The sequence below is a fragment of the Aquimarina algiphila genome (assembly GCF_947494415.1).
Classification (GTDB): Bacteria; Bacteroidota; Bacteroidia; order Flavobacteriales; family Flavobacteriaceae; genus Aquimarina; species Aquimarina algiphila.
In genome coordinates, this window is record NZ_CANLVC010000002.1 from 60,768 (window position 1) to 78,365 (window position 17,598).

Annotated in this window: 17 protein-coding genes; 14 read left to right on the plus strand and 3 right to left on the minus strand. The window is 32.3% G+C overall.

The features are described from left to right. Window positions 1-786, minus strand: a complete 786-nt coding sequence (locus PQF96_RS02790) for a Kdo domain containing protein (protein ID WP_271765014.1) — start codon at window positions 784-786, stop codon at window positions 1-3. Window positions 787-796: 10 nt separating this feature from the next. Further along, on the minus strand, window positions 797-1,444 hold the full coding sequence (locus tag PQF96_RS02795) for a class I SAM-dependent methyltransferase (protein ID WP_200825126.1): 648 nt from the start codon (window positions 1,442-1,444) through the stop codon (window positions 797-799). Window positions 1,445-1,580: 136 nt separating this feature from the next. Between PQF96_RS02795 and PQF96_RS02800 the strand changes: the two genes are divergently transcribed. From PQF96_RS02800 to PQF96_RS02845, 10 genes are all read left to right on the plus strand, one after another. Next, complete coding sequence (locus PQF96_RS02800; protein WP_271765015.1) at window positions 1,581-2,384, plus strand: glycosyltransferase family 2 protein; 804 nt, start codon at window positions 1,581-1,583, stop codon at window positions 2,382-2,384. Window positions 2,385-2,387: 3 nt separating this feature from the next. Continuing rightward, window positions 2,388-3,320: a glycosyltransferase family 2 protein gene (locus PQF96_RS02805; protein ID WP_271765016.1), complete on the plus strand. Its 933-nt coding sequence runs from the start codon at window positions 2,388-2,390 to the stop codon at window positions 3,318-3,320. 9 nt (window positions 3,321-3,329) lie between these two features. Then, window positions 3,330-3,899 (plus strand): L-threonylcarbamoyladenylate synthase, encoded by a 570-nt coding sequence (locus tag PQF96_RS02810; protein ID WP_109437087.1) that lies wholly within the window; start codon window positions 3,330-3,332, stop codon window positions 3,897-3,899. An 8-nt stretch (window positions 3,900-3,907) separates the two neighbouring features. Beyond that, window positions 3,908-5,332 (plus strand): CCA tRNA nucleotidyltransferase, encoded by a 1,425-nt coding sequence (locus PQF96_RS02815; RefSeq protein WP_271765017.1) that lies wholly within the window; start codon window positions 3,908-3,910, stop codon window positions 5,330-5,332. A gap of 113 nt (window positions 5,333-5,445) precedes the next feature. Continuing rightward, on the plus strand, window positions 5,446-5,763 hold the full coding sequence (locus PQF96_RS02820) for a four helix bundle protein (RefSeq protein ID WP_271765018.1): 318 nt from the start codon (window positions 5,446-5,448) through the stop codon (window positions 5,761-5,763). A 63-nt stretch (window positions 5,764-5,826) separates the two neighbouring features. Then, on the plus strand, window positions 5,827-6,843 hold the full coding sequence (locus tag PQF96_RS02825; protein WP_109437089.1) for a COX15/CtaA family protein: 1,017 nt from the start codon (window positions 5,827-5,829) through the stop codon (window positions 6,841-6,843). A gap of 42 nt (window positions 6,844-6,885) precedes the next feature. Further along, window positions 6,886-7,392: an IS1096 element passenger TnpR family protein gene (locus tag PQF96_RS02830; RefSeq protein ID WP_109437090.1), complete on the plus strand. Its 507-nt coding sequence runs from the start codon at window positions 6,886-6,888 to the stop codon at window positions 7,390-7,392. A gap of 86 nt (window positions 7,393-7,478) precedes the next feature. Continuing rightward, complete coding sequence (locus PQF96_RS02835) at window positions 7,479-8,537, plus strand: nucleoid-associated protein (RefSeq protein ID WP_109437091.1); 1,059 nt, start codon at window positions 7,479-7,481, stop codon at window positions 8,535-8,537. A 57-nt stretch (window positions 8,538-8,594) separates the two neighbouring features. Then, window positions 8,595-9,368: a sulfite exporter TauE/SafE family protein gene (locus tag PQF96_RS02840; RefSeq protein ID WP_271765019.1), complete on the plus strand. Its 774-nt coding sequence runs from the start codon at window positions 8,595-8,597 to the stop codon at window positions 9,366-9,368. Between the two features lie 233 nt (window positions 9,369-9,601). Beyond that, window positions 9,602-10,462: a tail fiber protein gene (locus tag PQF96_RS02845; protein ID WP_271765020.1), complete on the plus strand. Its 861-nt coding sequence runs from the start codon at window positions 9,602-9,604 to the stop codon at window positions 10,460-10,462. Window positions 10,463-10,668: 206 nt separating this feature from the next. Here PQF96_RS02845 and PQF96_RS02850 read toward each other — a convergent pair whose 3' ends face one another. Beyond that, on the minus strand, window positions 10,669-11,736 hold the full coding sequence (locus tag PQF96_RS02850) for a hypothetical protein (protein WP_109437094.1): 1,068 nt from the start codon (window positions 11,734-11,736) through the stop codon (window positions 10,669-10,671). 147 nt (window positions 11,737-11,883) lie between these two features. Here PQF96_RS02850 and PQF96_RS02855 point away from each other — a divergent pair, with 147 nt between their 5' ends. The 4 genes from PQF96_RS02855 to PQF96_RS02870 all read left to right on the plus strand — a co-directional run bounded on the left by PQF96_RS02855 (window position 11,884) and on the right by PQF96_RS02870 (window position 17,553). Further along, complete coding sequence (locus PQF96_RS02855) at window positions 11,884-12,786, plus strand: ABC transporter ATP-binding protein (RefSeq protein WP_109437095.1); 903 nt, start codon at window positions 11,884-11,886, stop codon at window positions 12,784-12,786. Window positions 12,787-12,790: 4 nt separating this feature from the next. Continuing rightward, window positions 12,791-13,630: an ABC transporter permease gene (locus tag PQF96_RS02860; protein WP_109437096.1), complete on the plus strand. Its 840-nt coding sequence runs from the start codon at window positions 12,791-12,793 to the stop codon at window positions 13,628-13,630. Between the two features lie 25 nt (window positions 13,631-13,655). Then, entirely contained in the window at window positions 13,656-16,481 is a 2,826-nt protein-coding gene (locus PQF96_RS02865) for a T9SS type B sorting domain-containing protein (RefSeq protein ID WP_271765021.1), read from the plus strand. 115 nt (window positions 16,482-16,596) lie between these two features. Further along, on the plus strand, window positions 16,597-17,553 hold the full coding sequence (locus PQF96_RS02870) for a zinc-binding metallopeptidase (protein ID WP_271765022.1): 957 nt from the start codon (window positions 16,597-16,599) through the stop codon (window positions 17,551-17,553). Window positions 17,554-17,598 lie beyond the last annotated feature (45 nt).

Below are 17,598 nucleotides of genomic sequence, written 5' to 3' on the forward strand. Positions count from 1 at the left end.
TTATTTACTCTCTTCTCTGTATTTCTTTTTCCAGAAAAATATTTTCCTTTTCAAAGCTCTTTTTTTGTAAAACTTCTGCTGAAAGGCTTCTGTGAGACCCCACATTTTTTGATAAATCATAGATTCATCTACACCAGTTAACTTGGCATATTCATTAGCCATAATAGCAACCATTTCTTTTTTAGGTGTTAATCGAGAAAAATTGCGAATTCTGGTATCCATATCCAAATCCTTAAATTCCATCCTATTAAGATCTACCAAATAAAAATCATACCCAGTATCTGTTTTCACAATCAAAGTATTGCCCGGCGAATGATCCAAAAACAACACTCCTTTTTCATGAAGATCATAGGTAAACTGGGTAAAAGCTCTTAAAATATTTTCATGATCTGGATAATCTGGCTGTCTCACCAATTCTCTATAAGTAAGATTGTACTCTAATAACTCACTTACATAATAACTTTTTTTTAATAAAAATGGTGTAGTATATAAATCATAGGCCAAAGGAAATGGAGTTTTTATTTCTAGTGCTAACAAATTATTTGCATAACTATAAGATCGCTCTGCTTTTGATTTTCTAAAAAATCTATATACAATCTGATTTATAAGGTTAGGAACTTTAAATGATTTAATCGTATACTTTTCACCTCCAATTTCTACAATCTTAATAACATTACGTTCTGCATCACCTAGTATATCATTGTAAGTTTCAAAGTTCTTAATCGTCTCTTTAACTTCATCTTGAATTCCTATATATTCAGAATGTATAACAAATTTATTTCGCATCCTTTATAAGCTAGTTTTTATAAGTAGCTACTGTAGCATATTGAGGGTATTTTATATCCATATGGGCAAAAAACAAAGGGATATTATATAGATATGGCCTAATAGATTTACTTCCATTAATACCTTCATGTTCCTTTACTTCAAACCCTAATTCTTCATACATTCTTTTAATGCTTTTACCTGTAAAGAAACGAAGATGTGTTTTATCCATTACTCCATGCCCTTCATACTTCCAATCTTTTTTAAACAACACTTTCAAAAAGGTATTGTAGTATCTCACATTAGGAATAGAACTAATCACTACTCCACCAGGTGTCAATTTATGTTTTACCTTATCCAAAACCATATAAGGATCCACAAGGTGTTCTAATACATCATTAAAGTAAATAACATCAAAATATTTATCTGGTAGCTCATCCAAGTAATCTTCGCACTTCCCAGAAAACACTTTATCCAATCTTTCATTTGCTATTTGGGCTTCATCATCCATATATTCTATTCCCCAGATCTCTGCTCCTGTTTTTTCTTTAAGTGCAATAGCAAAAGCTCCATTACCACATCCTATATCTATTATTTTTTTTGCAGTATCCGGAAGATATTTGATCATTTCATGTCGAATATTATCATAATATCCCTGAGGTTTATTCTCGTAATCCATGGGTTTTGATTTTTGCAAATATATTCAAATAATAAGCACTATTCTACAGATAATATCATATTGAATTATTATAATTATTTTTGATATCAAATTCTTATGATGAAAATCCGTTACTTTGCAAAATAAATCATTCTAAATGAAGGCATATCCCACATGTTCCTTGGTTACTCCCACCTACAATTGGCCTGAAGCCCTTGAACTATTACTTTTAAGCATAAAAAAGCAAACGCATTTACCCGATGAAGTAATTGTTGCCGATGATGGATCTGGAGAAGATACGGCATTACTAATCAAGAAGATGCAGAAAGACTTTCCTGTTCCATTATATCACATCTGGCACGAGGATAATAAAAATCAAAAACCGGCAATTATGAATAAAGCAATTGCCAGTGCTAAATATGATTATATTGTTGAGATTGATGGTGATATTATTATGCATAAAGACTTTGTAAAAGATCATCTTTCATTAGCAGAAAAAGGAGTGTTTTTATATGGAAGTCGTGTTAATATTCAGGAAAATTATTTAAATACCCTTTTTGAAAAAAAACAAACGCATTTTCATTTCTTTTCAAAAGGCATTAAAAAAAGAGGGCGAACATTGCGTATTCCTTTTTTAGCAAAAAGATATAAAAAAGAAGATCAACGATCATCTAAACTAAGAGGGTGTAATATGTCTTTCTGGCGAGAAGATTTTCTTAAAGTAAATGGTTTTAACGAATCACTAACAGGATGGGGAATTGATGATAGTGAGATGATTCAACGTCTGCTTAATATTGGTGTCAAAGGAAAAAGATTAAAATTTAAAGGTATTGTTTTTCATATATATCATCATGAACAGGACAAAAGCCATATTCACCTTAATGAAATTATAGAAAAAGAAACTACTGAAAAAGGAGTTACTTATATAGAAAAGGGTGTAGATCAATATCTAAAAAAATAATGTATGTATGATATTTCAGTTATAATCATTAATTATAATTCTGAGGAATATACGATTAACTGTATCAAATCTCTTATAAAACATACTTCTCCTCAATTATCTTGTCAATATATAGTAGTAGACAATGGTTCTGAGAAAGAGAGTTATCAAACATTAAAAAAGTACATTGACACCATTGATATAGATGCTGCAATAGAGCTTACTAGAAGTAATATAAATACAGGGTTTGGAAGTGGTAATATGATTGGAGTACAAAAAGCTACTGGCAAATACTTAGCTTTTATCAATAATGATACTATCCTAGAAAGTGATTGTCTTTCTTCTTTGAAAAATTTTATGGATACAAATACCAATGTTGGCGTTTGTGGACCTCAAGCATTTAATGAGAATAAAAAAATACTCCCCACTATTGATCATTTTGCTTCTTTAGGGAGAGAAATCTTAGGAAGAAAGTTCTTAGAGAAATTAAACTCTAAAAAGTACCCAAAAAGAAAAAGGCTATACACAGAACCTCAACAAGGACAATTTGTGGCCGGAAGTTTTATGTTTTTTAGAGCTAATGATTTTAATTTGGTGGGCGGTTTTGATACTAATATTTTTCTGTATTATGAAGAAACAGATATTTGTAAACGTTTATCCAAAATAAATAAATCTGCGTTTCTTGTTCCTGATGCTACTTTTATACATTATCATGGGGCAAGTACTGAAAAATCTGTAAAAATAAAGATAGAACTAAAAATATCATTACTATATGTTATCAAAAAACATTATGGTATACTATCATTTTATGTACTATTAACATATTTACAGATCAGGTATTTTTTCAGCAGTATCATAAAACCTAAATATTGGCCTCTGTTTTATACACTTTTACTACAGGCTCCATTAACGAGGTCATTAAAACATAAACAACAAATCAAACCTATTGATATTTAATACAAAGTAATGGTTGATCAACAAATAGAATTAGAAAAGACACTTACAACATTAAAAAAAGGGGGAATTATTCTTTATCCAACAGATACTGTCTGGGGTATTGGTTGTGATGCTACTAATGCAGACGCTATAGATAAGATATTTGCGCTAAAAAAACGAATAGAAAGCAAGTCTATGATATGTCTTGTCAGTGATTTTAAAATGCTACAACAATATGTAGAAGAAGTTCCTGAGGTAGCTTATGATATATTAAAATATGCTACAAAAGCAACTACAATAGTTTATGACAGACCATTACGAGTTGCAGAAAATATAATAGCAGATGACAATACCCTAGGAATTCGAGTAGTCAGAGATCCTTTTTGTGGAAAATTAATTCGGAAATTAAAAAGACCCATTGTTTCTACATCAGCTAATATTAGCGGTACATCTACTCCAAAAAACTTTGAAGAAATAGCTTCTGCTATTTTGGAAGGCGTAGACTATGTTGTAAATTTGCCACTACAAAATAAAGGTGCAAAACCTTCTTCAATTATCAAAATAGGAGGCGATAGTACCGTAAAAATTATTAGGAAGTAAATTGATTCATGTCGGAAGCTAAAAATTACAAAGACGCTCTACAACATCCAATTTTTAAAACGATTACCCAGGCATCAGAACATCTAAAATTAGAGAGCTATGTTATAGGGGGATTCGTTAGGGATTACGTTTTACAAAGAGGAACTGCCAAAGATATTGATATTGTCGCTGTGGGTAGTGGTATTAAATTGGCCAAAGAAGTTTCTAATCTTCTTCCCAATAAACCCAAAGTACAGGTATTTAAAACCTATGGCACTGCAATGCTAAAATTAGATGATATTGAAGTAGAGTTTGTAGGAGCAAGAAAAGAATCATATACAGAAAATAGCAGAAATCCAGTAGTCGAAAACGGTACGCTTGAAGATGACCAAAATAGACGAGATTTTACTATTAATGCTCTCGCCCTTCATTTATCAAATAAAAATTTTGGGGATTTATTAGATCCTTTCCAAGGTTTACAGGATCTACAGGAAAAAATAATTCGTACTCCGCTAGATCCAAACATTACCTACTCTGATGATCCACTACGAATGATGAGAGCAATTCGTTTTGCGACTCAACTTAATTTTAAAATTGAAACCACTTCTTTAAAAGCTATAACATATAATAAGGATCGTATTAAAATCATTACAAAAGAACGAATTGTTGTAGAATTAAATAAGATTCTTCTTAGCGACAAGCCTTCTGTTGGTTTTAAATTACTCGAAAAAACAGGACTTCTATCCTACATCCTTCCAGAATTAATGGCTTTAAAAGGAATTGATGAGATTGAAGGACAACGTCATAAAGACAATTTTTATCATACCCTAGAAGTTGTGGATAATATATCTCAAAACACAAATGATCTCTGGTTACGTTGGGCTGCATTATTACATGATATTGGTAAAGCTCCCACAAAAAAATTCAGCAAAAAAGTGGGATGGACTTTTCATGGACATGAATTTGTGGGATCTAAAATGGTATTTAAGCTATTCAAGCGCCTAAAAATGCCGATGAATGAAAAGATGAAATTCGTTCAGAAGATGGTACTTATGAGCTCTAGACCTATTGTAATCGCATCCGAAGTTACCGATTCTGCAGTACGAAGGCTAATTTTTGATGCTGGAGATTATATCGAAGAATTAATGACGCTTTGCGAAGCAGATATCACCACCAAGAATCCCAAACGATTTAAAAAGTATCATCATAACTTTAAGGTTGTAAGGCAAAAAATGGTAGAGGTAGAAGAACGTGATCAAGTTCGTAATTTCCAACCTCCGGTTACAGGAGAAGAAATTATGAAGACTTTTAATATTAGACCTTCCAGAGAAATTGGAATCATCAAAGAAGCAATCAAAGAAGCGATTTTGGAAGGGGAAATATTAAATGATCATGATGCTGCATATGATTTTATGATAAAAAAAGGAAAAGAGTTAGGATTAAAAAGTAGCTAAGGAACAAAGAATCTAAGTTTCAAAAAAATTATAACATTATAGTTTTTGAGACTTAATCAAATACATAGTGAATCATGAGTACATTCAGAAACTTAATCATTTGGTAAAAGTCAATGGAATTAGTCACTAGAATATATATTGAAACAAAAACATTTCCAAAGGAAGAACTATATGGATTGACTTCTCAAATCAGAAGAGCATCTGTATCAATCCCAAGTAATATTGCTGAAGGATATGGAAGAATGGGCAAAAATGATTACTTAAGATTCTTAAACATTGCAATAAGTTCACTTTTCGAGTTACAGACTCAATTAGAAATAGGCAAAAATCTTTCTTTTTTACAAGAAAACAACTTCAATATTTTATTTGAAGGTACAAGAGAAATTGAGCGTATGCTAGTTAGTTATATCAAAAAAATTAAAGATTCTTAATAAAATTATACCATCTTAGATTCTAAGATTCTTAATATCTCAGAGTCTTTTTATAACAAAAAAATGAAAAAAGACAATAATAAAGTAATATACTGGCTACTCACAGGATGTTTATTAATTTTTATTATGGTAGTTGTAGGAGGTATTACAAGGCTTACACATTCAGGATTATCTATCTCTAATTATAAATTAATTTCGGGTACAATTCCTCCAATGAATGAAACAGAGTGGAATGAAGCCTTTGATCTTTATAAACAATACCCTGAATACCAAAAAATAAACAACCAATTTACTCTTGAAGATTTTAAAGATATCTACTTTTGGGAATGGATACATCGAGTTATTGGAAGATTTATTGGCGTTGTATTTATTATTCCTTTTATATATTTCTTAATCACTAAACAACTTACAAAATCCACAATTAGAAAATCTATAATTCTTATGCTATTGGGAGGTTTTCAAGGCTTTCTTGGTTGGTTTATGGTAAAAAGTGGATTGGTTGACAGACCTGATGTAAGTCATTACAGACTCGCTATGCACCTCACCTCTGCATTTATAACTTTCGCATATACACTTTGGGTTGCTCTAGATCTTATATATCCAGTGAAAAAAAATATAAATATTAAATTTAGAAACCTTCTGAGATGGACTTTAGGAATATTACTTATTCAAATTATTTATGGTGCATTTGTAGCTGGTCTTGATGCCGGTTTTTTACATAATCATTGGCCTTTAATGAATGATGGTGCACTAATTCATGAATCAGTATATATAGAGCAATCTCCAACAATAATGAATTTTATCCAAGGAAAAAGTGGAGTACAGTTCATACATCGCTATTTAGCTTATATTGTTGTAGGGTTCATTGTACTAGTCTGGTATAAAGGTAAGCATGTAGAAAAAAATAAAATCCAGACTAATTCATTGCATATAATTCTAATTATAGTTGGTATTCAATTTTTGTTGGGTATTTTCACTCTAGTATATAGGGTCCCAATCACATTAGGAGTGTTACATCAAGTTGTTGCATTTTTCTTACTTGGGGCAATGACTTTTTCATTACACCGTTTTAGTAAATAACAATGCTTTTATAGTATCTTTGTTTTTCCAAATTAATTAAGAATGATTTATCGTTTTAGAGTTATCCTGGATACAGAAGAAGATGTATTTAGAGATATCGAAATAGAACAAGAAGCTACTCTAGAGCAGTTTCACAATGTAATTACACAATCTTTTGGTTTTGACGGAACCGAAATGGCATCCTTTTATATTAGTGATGATCAATGGAATCAAGGTGAAGAAATATCATTATTTGATATGAGCGATGGCAATCAGCCTGTTCGTTTAATGAATGAAACTACTCTTATTGACGTTGCTCATGAAGCTTCTCCCAAACTAATTTATATCTATGATTTTTTGAGTATGTGGACGTTTTTGGTAGAACTGGCAGAAATTGCAGAATATGAAAACGGAAGAGAATATCCAAATATAATGTTTGTACATGGTCAATTACCTGACAATGCTCCTGAAAAGGAGTTCAAAGCAGATGATTTAAATGGTGAAGAAAATGAAAGTTTTATGGACCTCGACGAATATGATGATCTTGGCTTTGATGAAAACTGGAACTAATTCTGGTTTTTATCAAACCGATTAAAGCTTCGAATTAATATTACTCAACAACTTTGCTACTTTGTAGCTATGAAACTTAAAAAACTATGATCAACTTATATAGCACTCAAATTGAATCTCTTTCTGTTCATAAAATAGGAAATAAAAACAAAGGTGAAAATATATTTCTTTCGGAATCACCTTACATGGTTAATGATGAGCTAACAGCAATTCTAAAAGAGTATTTTTTTAAACCTTTTAGAGAAAAAGAAGAAAACTATTTTCAATTTGCTAATGAAGTAGATGTAGAATTCAACCCTTTATTCAAGATTGTAACCGAGATTTTTGAAAACCCTTCTTCTGTTCATGAAAGGTCAAAAAGAATTGCTTCTCTATTATATGAACAATCCAACCATCCACATATCAAAAGTGGAGAGGTCTATGTAACCTATTTAGACAATGTAGCTATAGATAATGAAAAAGTTGATGCTATTGGAATCTTTAAATCTGAATTAAAACATGACTTCCTTCAGTTTGAAGAAGGAGAAACCAATATAGAATTATTGATTCAACAAGGAGTAAACTTAAATAAATTAGACAAAGGGTGTTTGATTTTCAATCACAAAAAAGAAGAAGGATATAAAATTTTATCTGTAGATTCTAATCGCTATGACACAAAATATTGGTTAGAAAATTTCTTAGGTGTAGAAGCTTTTGCCGATGAAAATTTCTATACAAAGAAGTATATGAAATTCTGCCAGGACTTTGCCAAAGATGTAGTACTTCCTGCCGAAGATAAAAAAGAAGAGGTAATGTTTATGAATCGCGCAGTGAATCATTTTGCCAAAAACGATGAGTTTGAAGAATCAGCTTTCTTAAATGAAGTAATCGATAACCCAGACCTTATTCCCGAGTTTAAGCATTACAAAACCGAAAAAGCTCCTAAATATCAAATCGAGGATCTCACTTCTTTTCCTATAGCTAACAATGCCGTAACCGCTGCGCGTAAGAAGATGAAAAATGTAATCAATCTGGATACTAATGTCCAAATCAAAATGGACTTTATAAATCCTGAATCTGCTGAGAAGTTTGTAGAAAAAGGATGGGATGAAGAAAAACAGATGTATTACTATTTGGTATATTTTAACAAAGAGCAAAAGACTTAAAACCTGAAGCCGAAAAATAGAAGGTGAAAGTCTAAGGTAAAAGCATTTAAATAAACCATGGACTACATTATAGTAGGTATTGTAGCATTATTAGGATCGGGGTTAACATTTTTCTCTGGTTTTGGTTTAGGCACATTATTGATGCCTGTTTTTGCTTTATTCTTTCCTATTGATATTGCAATTGCACTTACCGCAATAGTACATTTACTCAATAACCTATTTAAACTTACACTGGTAGGTAAAAAAGCTAATATTAAAACAGTATTGCGTTTTGGGCTACCTGCAATTTTATTTGCTTTTTTAGGTGCATACACACTTGGTAAACTCACGAATCTAGAACCGGTATTTACTTATCAGTTTTTTGACAAATCGTATCAAATCACGGTAATCAAAATATGTATTTCGGTTTTACTGATCTTTTTTTCTCTATTTGACTTAATTCCAAAACTAAAAAGATTAGAATTTGACACTAAATATTTACCTTTTGGAGGTGCGTTAAGTGGTTTTTTTGGGGGTATGTCTGGTCATCAGGGAGCTTTGCGTACTGCATTTTTAATACGAGCTCAATTAAGTAAGGAAGCTTTTATTGCGACAGGAGTTGTTATTGCTTGTTTTATCGATGTTTCAAGAATTGCAGTATACGCAAAAGATATTTTGGAGTTAGGCAATCAGCTTAATTACACAATGCTTGGTCTCGCGACAGCAATGGCTTTTATTGGAGCTTATATAGGAAACAAATTCCTTAAAAAAATTACTATCAATACAATACAAATAGTCGTGGGAGTCTTTCTCATTGTTTTTGCATTGCTTTTGGGAATTGGGGTTTTATAAGTCGGATGACCGATGCCAGATGTTAGAAGTTTGAGTTATGATATTGCTCTTTCCTTATATTAGGATGACCAATTTTTCCGTTTTTTATATTTTCTTTAGACCTCCGTCTTCTGACTTCTAACTCAGATTCCTAAAAACATCAGCGTTTAGTGGTAAAGAAAAACATATTTATATATCTTAGCCATCGAATTCCTACCCTACATTAAAATCATTATTTATTTAATTTTTAATTTATGAAGAAAATAATTTTTCTATCGATGTCATGTGTTTTGATATCATTGAACAGTGTAGCACAAAACACTTTTCCTGCAACTGGTAATGTAGGTATAGGGACAACAAGTCCTTCCTATTTATTAGATGTTTCAAGTTCTCTAAATGATTATCTACAATTTAGAGTAAAATCACCAGGCTCTCCATTAATAAAGCTTTCAGGAGCATACAATGGCGGTAATGGTGCCGAATTTTGGCAAAATGAGGGGGGAGATTTACGACTCAACATTAATAGCACTACAAATGGCTTATTAATCAAAGAAAATGGTAGTGTAGGCTTAGGTGGAGCAATAACAATTAATCCAAATGCCCCAGATAAAAATTATTTACTATTTAAAAACAATGGTACTAGCCTTGGTATTATTGGCTCCGATGGTAGTATTTCTGCTAATAACCCCAACAATTTTGGAATGTACGTCTATGGAAATAATGATTTAGAATTCTGGACTAATTCTGGTAAAAGATTAGTTATTAAAGGAAATGGTAACGTAGGAATAGGTACAACGACACCTGACTCCAAACTGGCTGTAAATGGTAAAATACATGCAAAAGAAGTAAAAGTAGATTTAACTGGCTGGCCAGATTATGTTTTTGAAAATGATTATGAGCTATTATCATTACAGGAAGTAGAGTATCATATTGCAACGAAAGGACATTTACCAAATATTCCTTCTGCTGTAGAAGTAGAAAAAGAAGGGATACAACTAGGAGAAATGAATGCAAAACTTCTTCAAAAAATTGAAGAGCTTACGCTATATATGATTGCTCAAAATAAAAAAATAGAGAAACTTCAGAAAGAAGTTGAGGGACTTAAGAAAAGGTAAAAAAGAGTCCGGAGCTTGGAGTCGGATGTCCGAAGTAATTATTGGACATCCCATTCCTAACATTTGCCTTTTAACTTATGAACTCAGACATCCTATTTCAACCTTTTTTGCGCTTCTAATTTTCAGTTTTCCACTTTTCACTATAAGCATACAGCTTCTAGCTTCCGACCCCCGGTCATCCAATCTAAAGCTTCTGGCTTCGGACTTCAGCCTTCCAACAATCTATTCATATTTACATTTTCATAATTACGTCGTACAAAATCCATTGCAGTTTTTAGTACTTCTCCCATAGAACGACTACGACGAAATTTTAAGTCAAGGGTAAAATTATATAAATGCTCCCTTAATTCTTTCAAATTTTCTTGTGTAGAAATCGTGTCTTCACACATACAATCAACCAACGTTTCATATCTTGATCTGGATGTTAATATTCGTTTGGCAAGAATAGAACGTTCTTCTTTTTTATATTGTTCGATAGAACTGGGTTGTAATTTATTCATCACAATATCCACCATATCAAAATTTTCTTTAAAAAATTGTGGTTGATATACCTTTAATTTACCCTCAAAACATTGTTGATCAAAATCGATAGCACGTATTTTATATTCAACATGATCAAAATCATGAATCGGTATGATCACATAGTTATAAGAACGCATATCACCCAACAACCGCATCTGACATCGTTCATTAAATTTCACAAATTCTTTGGCTATCTGTGACTTGGCCTGATCGCTTAGATCTGGCAAGAAATCCTTAATAAATACATCTCCGGGAATCCCTGCAATATGTTCTTCTATCAGCGTATTTTTATATACTAAAAAGTTAATACGGTTTGGAGAAAACATATGTTCTAATTCTAATCCATAAATACGCGAAGCATCCGCTTTTTTCACATAAACATAGGTATAATTATCATTCAGGATATTTCTAACTTTAATTCTAAAAGGCTTTGAATTTCCAAACGTACAATAATCTATAGCATCAATATTTAAAAATTCAATAGCATCTTCATTACCATCAGAATGTAAGATTGTATATACTTTTTTAAGACTTGACTCTATCTCTACTCTCTCGTGCTCTTCATAATATACTCTCACCCACAGCGTATCTTCATCATTACTATCGTAAACTACTATTGATCCCGAAAACCTCAACAAATCATCATAAAACACAGGAATCTTGATTTTTCGATTACATTCACGCAAGTAAGCATCTAATTGATCATTTATAGGGTACGTCGGTTTTTTCTTCGACATTAATTTTTCTTCCATAACAGACTTTCTCTAAGAGAAGCAATTTACAAATTTCAAATCCAAATTCTAAAAACTAAGAATAATCCACGAATAACTATCAACTATCTTGTAACAAATCTCTATACTTGTCGTCTTGTTTTATATAACCACCAAAAACAATTACAATTGGAAAATATACTGACCATAAATAACCTTACTAAAAAGTTTGGACCAATTACAGCCGTCAAAGACCTCTCTTTTACTATAAAAAAGGGAAATGTGTATGGGATTCTAGGACCAAATGGAAGTGGTAAATCCACTACTTTGGGAATTGTTCTTAATGTTGTTAATAGTACTTCTGGTGGGTTTACCTGGTTTGATGGAAACACATCAACGCATGATGCATTAAAAAAAGTTGGAGCAATTATAGAACGTCCCAACTTTTATCCATACATGACCGCTGCGCAAAACTTAAAACTAGTATGCCAAATCAAAGGTGTTTCTGCTGCAAAAATTGAGGAAAAACTTGAAGTTGTGGGATTACTAGATCGTAAAGACAGTAAATTCAGAACATTTTCTCTGGGAATGAAGCAACGTCTGGCGATTGCTTCTGCATTGTTAAATGATCCGGAAATTTTAATTTTGGACGAACCTACAAACGGACTCGATCCTCAAGGAATACACCAAATCCGAGAAATCATAAAAAAAATCGCATCTCAGGGAACTACTATTCTTTTGGCATCTCATTTACTGGATGAAGTAGAAAAAGTATGTAGTCATGTAGTTATTATAAGAAAAGGGATAAAATTATATTCTGGACCAGTAGATGAAATGAACGCAAGTTATGGGTTCTTTGAGCTTAAAAGCGAACAAAAATCAGCTTTGGTAGCCTGGTTATCAAAACATAAAGATTTTAAAAACTTTAAAGAAGAGGATGATAATAAAATTATTGCGTTTTTAGCACATGAGTTAGATGCAGAAAGTCTTAACAGGCAATTATTTAAAGAAGGGATAGTTCTTACGCACCTGGTAAAACGAAAAGAAAGCCTCGAAGAACAATTCTTACAATTAACCAACAATTTAAACTAAAGCCATGTTACGACTACTCAATATAGAATTTCAAAAATTAAGGTATAATAAAGCTGCCAAAGTATTAACGATTACATACTTTGTGCTCATTACAGCCATTGCATTGATTGCTTCTTATGAATTTAGCTTTGGAGGAGTAAACTTCCGTTTGGCAGATCAAGGAATCTTTAACTTTCCATATATCTGGCATTTTAATGCCTATATCGCAGCATGGTTAAAACTCTTTCTGGCGATTGTTATCGTGTCTATTATGGCAAATGAATATACCAATCGAACACTAAAACAAAATTTGATCGATGGATTAAGTAAAAAAGAATTTTTAGCATCAAAGTTTCTTACCGTTGTAGTATTTTCTCTTATTTCGACCGTATTTTTATTCATAGTATCATTAATTCTTGGATTGATCTTTTCTGATTACAATGAGTTTTCAATTGTCTTTTCGGGGATAGAATTCATTTTTGCTTACTTCTTAAAATTGGTAGGCTTCTTTTCATTTTGTATGTTCCTTGGTATTTTAATCAAAAGATCTGCCTTTGCCTTAGGGTTTTTAATATTCTGGCAAATTATAGAAGGGTTAGTCCGATTACTCTCTAGTCTATTTAAATGGAAATTTGATTCGGATATCATTGATAAAATAATACCTTTTCTTCCTTTAGAAAGCATGAGTAACCTGGTTAATGAACCTTTTACCAGATTAAATTTTGTACAGTCTGCAGCAAATCAGTTAGGAGAAAATTTTAAAAGTGATTATGCTGTACATTGGTATGAGATCTTAATTGTATTGGTTTGGACAGCAATTTTCATCAATCTTTCTTACAGATTACTTAAAAAGAGAGATTTATAATATATTTGAGTTTTAGAGCTCAAGTATGCGGAATATTTATGCCGTTTTTATTATTATTTCCTTTTTTTACTTCTCGGCACTAAGTCAAGGAGAGGCTAATAATTGGTATTTTGGGCAAAATGCAGGGATCAGTTTTAATACTACCCCTCCTACTGCTCTTACTAATGGCCAAATAGATACTTTAGAAGGATGCACCACAATTTCTGATGCTACCGGGGGATTATTATTTTATACTGACGGAATCACTGTTTGGGATCGGTTTCATAATATTATGGATAATGGAACTGGTTTGAAAGGAGATCCTTCGAGTACTTCATCTGCTTTAATTGTTCCGCAACCCAATACACCAAATATCTATATCATTTTTACCGTAGATGAACCTCATCACGATAATGCAGATACAGATCCTCTAACATCTGATGGAGATGGCGTAAATGATGGTTTTATGTTCTCTATAGTAGATATGTCTCTAAATGGAGGAAATGGAGCAGTTGTTCCCGGACAAAAGAACATGCCATTGGTTACTTATAATACATCTGGACTTCTGGATAATGCATATAAATGTTCAGAAAAGATAACCGCTATTAAAAGTGATGATTGTGATTCATTCTGGGTAATTACTCATTTTGTAGATACATTTTATGCTTTTAAGGTAGATCAAACTGGCGTTAATACTACTCCGGTAAACTCACGTGTAGGAGTTACTGTGCCCCTCTCTGGATATCGCCGTAATGCATTAGGATATATAAAAGCTTCCCCAGAGGGAGATAAAATTGCTGTGGCACATTTTGGCTTTGCCACTGTCACTGCAGGAAATGGGCCAGGAAAAGTTTTATTATATAATTTTGACAATACTACAGGAATCGTATCTAATGAAATTGAACTTTATAATGGAGATTCTCCATATGGAATAGAGTTTTCACAGAGCGGACAACGGCTTTACAGTACGATTGGTTTTGGAGATGAAGGAAATGGAAGAAGCTTTCTTATGCAATACGATTTATCACTCCCTGATAATCAAATAGCTGCAAGCGGAATCAGAATCCAAAATGAGAATAGTCAGGATTCATTTGATTTTAATGAAGGAGCACTACAATTAGGTCCAGATGGAAAAATATATCGAGCTCTTTTTAATTTTGCGTCAGAGCAAGGCAGTTATCTTGGGGTTATAGAAAACCCAGAAGAATTAGGTAATAATGTAATTTATAACGAAAAAGGAATATTAGTTAATGTAGACGGGACCAGAAATGTTAGGTTGGGGTTACCTCCATTCATTCAATCTATTTTTGCACAGACTGTTGATATTATCAATAATGGTAATCCAAATGATGTAAATCTTCCTCTCTGTGATGGTGATACTTATAGACTATCATATCTCAATATTCCAGGTGCTACATATACCTGGTTTATTAATGACGCTCCTACCGCAAATACCACTAATTTTTTAGATATTACTTCAACAGGCAATTATAGATTAGAAATTGATCTTAATGATGGTAGTTGTCCATTAATCGGAGTTGCAAATGCTACCTTCTTTGATGTTCCTGTAGCCGCTCCAGCAACTATGACACAATGTGATGCTTATCAAACCAGCGGAGATAACATTACTATATTTGATTTACATACAATTGACGATCAACTTACGGGTGGAAACTCAGAGTATAGCACTCAATTTTTTAATGATATGACTTCTGCTATGGCAGGAACTCCTAGAATAAATAATGAAGATAGATTCGAAAACAGTATGAATAATCAGCAAATCTATGCTCGTGTATTAAATACAAGAAATCCTAATTGCTTTGATATTACATCCGTTACATTAGAAGTAAGTACTACGGATGTAAATGATGTAGAACTTAGAGCTTGTGACGATGATGGTCTAGAAGATGGATTTACTACTTTTAATCTTACAGAAGCAAATGCTCAAGTATTATTTGGAATAACAACTACCGGACTTACAATTTCTTATTACGAAAGTACAGAAGACGCATTATTAAATAGAAATCCTATCACAACATATACAAATACGACACAAAATACTCAAGGAGATGATATTATTTACGCTAAAGCTGAAGAAAGTGATGGAGCATGTTTTGGAATTAGTAGTATTAGCCTCTTTGTAATACCTCTCCCTCAAATAGAAGCAGACACATCATATTTCTTATGTCAAAATGAAACCAGTATCGATATTGATGCCGGTATACCATTAAACGGTAACATTAGTGATTTTACAATATTATGGTCCACCAATGAAACTAGTCAAACCATTTCTGTTAGACAACCAGGAATTTATACCGCCCAAATTACGAGTAATCTGACGGGGTGTTCTAAAACCAGAACTATAAACGTAATTGCTTCCAGTATAGCAACCATACAATCTATAGATATCAATGATGCTCGAGATAATAATACCGTCACAGTTAATGCAGTAGGTCTAGGAAACTATGAATATGCTATCGAAATAGAAGGAGTTTTGAGTAACTATCAAGACGATCCCACTTTTACAAATGTACCCCCGGGATTTCATACGATTTATGTAAGAGATAAAAACGGATGTGTCCCTGAAATTACACAAGATATTTCTGTTGTTGGTTTTCCAAAATATTTTACTCCTAATGGAGACGGCTTTCATGAAACTTGGAATGTTGAAGGAATATCTACCGAGGTCATGTCTAATTCTTTAATTTTCATTTTCAATCGCCATGGAAAATTACTTAAGCAATTAAGAGCAGGAGGCTCTGGCTGGGACGGTATATATAACGGTCAAATAATGCCTTCAAGTCAATATTGGTTTCGTGTAGAATTAGATGATGGTAGAATTCTTACCGGAAGTTTTTCCTTAATTCGATAATAAACTTCGCAAATAAAATTTTCTTATCTGTAGCCACCACTTTTAAAAAAAAGTAGGGTCTTTTAAAATTCATTTGTTTTTAGAATATAAAGACATTTAAATTAAAAAGTATCCTATGAAAAAATGGAATTACATATTAGTGGTTTTTTTAAGTATTATAACTTTCTCTATCCTGTCCTGTAGTAATGATGATGACGGAGCAAAACCCATAGAAAGTACCGATAATAATCAAAATGAAGATAACTCATTAAAAAATTTGACACTCTATAAAGTTGATGGAGAAAATATTATAAAGCAAAAGGATTTTGACGTAACAGGAAATGCTTTAGTATTACAAAAAGACATTAAAAAGCATCAAGAAATATGGAACCTTACAAAAAAAATTATTCCTCTTGATTATCGATCAAAAATGAATGAATTCATGATTTATTATGGTGATGAAAGCGAAGAAGAAGGTGTTCTTGGCTACGTAGTAGAACGCACAAAAGATCTTTCTAAATGGCAAATGGGGATCGCAATAGATTATGCTTACGAGGGTGGATTTAATGCAAAAGGAGAACTTGCATATACGATAATACATGAATTTGGACATATCATTACTTTGGATGATACACAGGTTGACTCTTCTATTGAAGAAAGTAGTTGTCAAAATTTTTATACAGGAGAAGGTTGTGCAAGAGATAACTCGAACATTAATCAACTTCAAAAAAAGCACTGGGCAGATATCTGGGATGAATTTCAAAATGCAAATAGCGAAACTGAAGCACAGGCATTTTATGATAAATATAAAGATAGATATGTAACCCAATACGCATCTACAAATCCTGGTGAAGATATTGCTGAAGTTTTTGCAACATTTACAACAAGAGAAAAAGGTGTATCAGGAAATAGCAAAGCCGAACAAAAAATTCAAATCATGTATGATGATGATAAAATGATAAAACTACGAAACTACATAAGAGGAAACATCGCTAAGAGTAACAGAAACTTTCTACCAAGTCCTGGATCATGGAAAAGAGCAAACTCTATAGGGGATAAGAACAAATCTCATTGTAGACTCCATAAAAATTAAAAAGATAATCCTGTAACTAGTCGAAAAAGTCCGAGCAATCAAAAC

What these genes read in the sequence shown, in the direction of transcription:
- PQF96_RS02790 (WP_271765014.1), bottom strand. Translation starts at nt 786, where the DNA reads ATGCGAAATAAATTTGTTATACATTCTGAATATATAGGAATTCAAGAT.
- PQF96_RS02795 (WP_200825126.1), bottom strand. Translation starts at nt 1,444, where the DNA reads ATGGATTACGAGAATAAACCTCAGGGATATTATGATAATATTCGACAT.
- PQF96_RS02800 (WP_271765015.1), top strand. Translation starts at nt 1,581, where the DNA reads ATGAAGGCATATCCCACATGTTCCTTGGTTACTCCCACCTACAATTGG.
- PQF96_RS02805 (WP_271765016.1), top strand. Translation starts at nt 2,388, where the DNA reads ATGTATGATATTTCAGTTATAATCATTAATTATAATTCTGAGGAATAT.
- PQF96_RS02810 (WP_109437087.1), top strand. Translation starts at nt 3,330, where the DNA reads ATGGTTGATCAACAAATAGAATTAGAAAAGACACTTACAACATTAAAA.
- PQF96_RS02815 (WP_271765017.1), top strand. Translation starts at nt 3,908, where the DNA reads ATGTCGGAAGCTAAAAATTACAAAGACGCTCTACAACATCCAATTTTT.
- PQF96_RS02820 (WP_271765018.1), top strand. Translation starts at nt 5,446, where the DNA reads ATGGAATTAGTCACTAGAATATATATTGAAACAAAAACATTTCCAAAG.
- PQF96_RS02825 (WP_109437089.1), top strand. Translation starts at nt 5,827, where the DNA reads ATGAAAAAAGACAATAATAAAGTAATATACTGGCTACTCACAGGATGT.
- PQF96_RS02830 (WP_109437090.1), top strand. Translation starts at nt 6,886, where the DNA reads ATGATTTATCGTTTTAGAGTTATCCTGGATACAGAAGAAGATGTATTT.
- PQF96_RS02835 (WP_109437091.1), top strand. Translation starts at nt 7,479, where the DNA reads ATGATCAACTTATATAGCACTCAAATTGAATCTCTTTCTGTTCATAAA.
- PQF96_RS02840 (WP_271765019.1), top strand. Translation starts at nt 8,595, where the DNA reads ATGGACTACATTATAGTAGGTATTGTAGCATTATTAGGATCGGGGTTA.
- PQF96_RS02845 (WP_271765020.1), top strand. Translation starts at nt 9,602, where the DNA reads ATGAAGAAAATAATTTTTCTATCGATGTCATGTGTTTTGATATCATTG.
- PQF96_RS02850 (WP_109437094.1), bottom strand. Translation starts at nt 11,736, where the DNA reads ATGGAAGAAAAATTAATGTCGAAGAAAAAACCGACGTACCCTATAAAT.
- PQF96_RS02860 (WP_109437096.1), top strand. Translation starts at nt 12,791, where the DNA reads ATGTTACGACTACTCAATATAGAATTTCAAAAATTAAGGTATAATAAA.
- PQF96_RS02865 (WP_271765021.1), top strand. Translation starts at nt 13,656, where the DNA reads ATGCGGAATATTTATGCCGTTTTTATTATTATTTCCTTTTTTTACTTC.
- PQF96_RS02870 (WP_271765022.1), top strand. Translation starts at nt 16,597, where the DNA reads ATGAAAAAATGGAATTACATATTAGTGGTTTTTTTAAGTATTATAACT.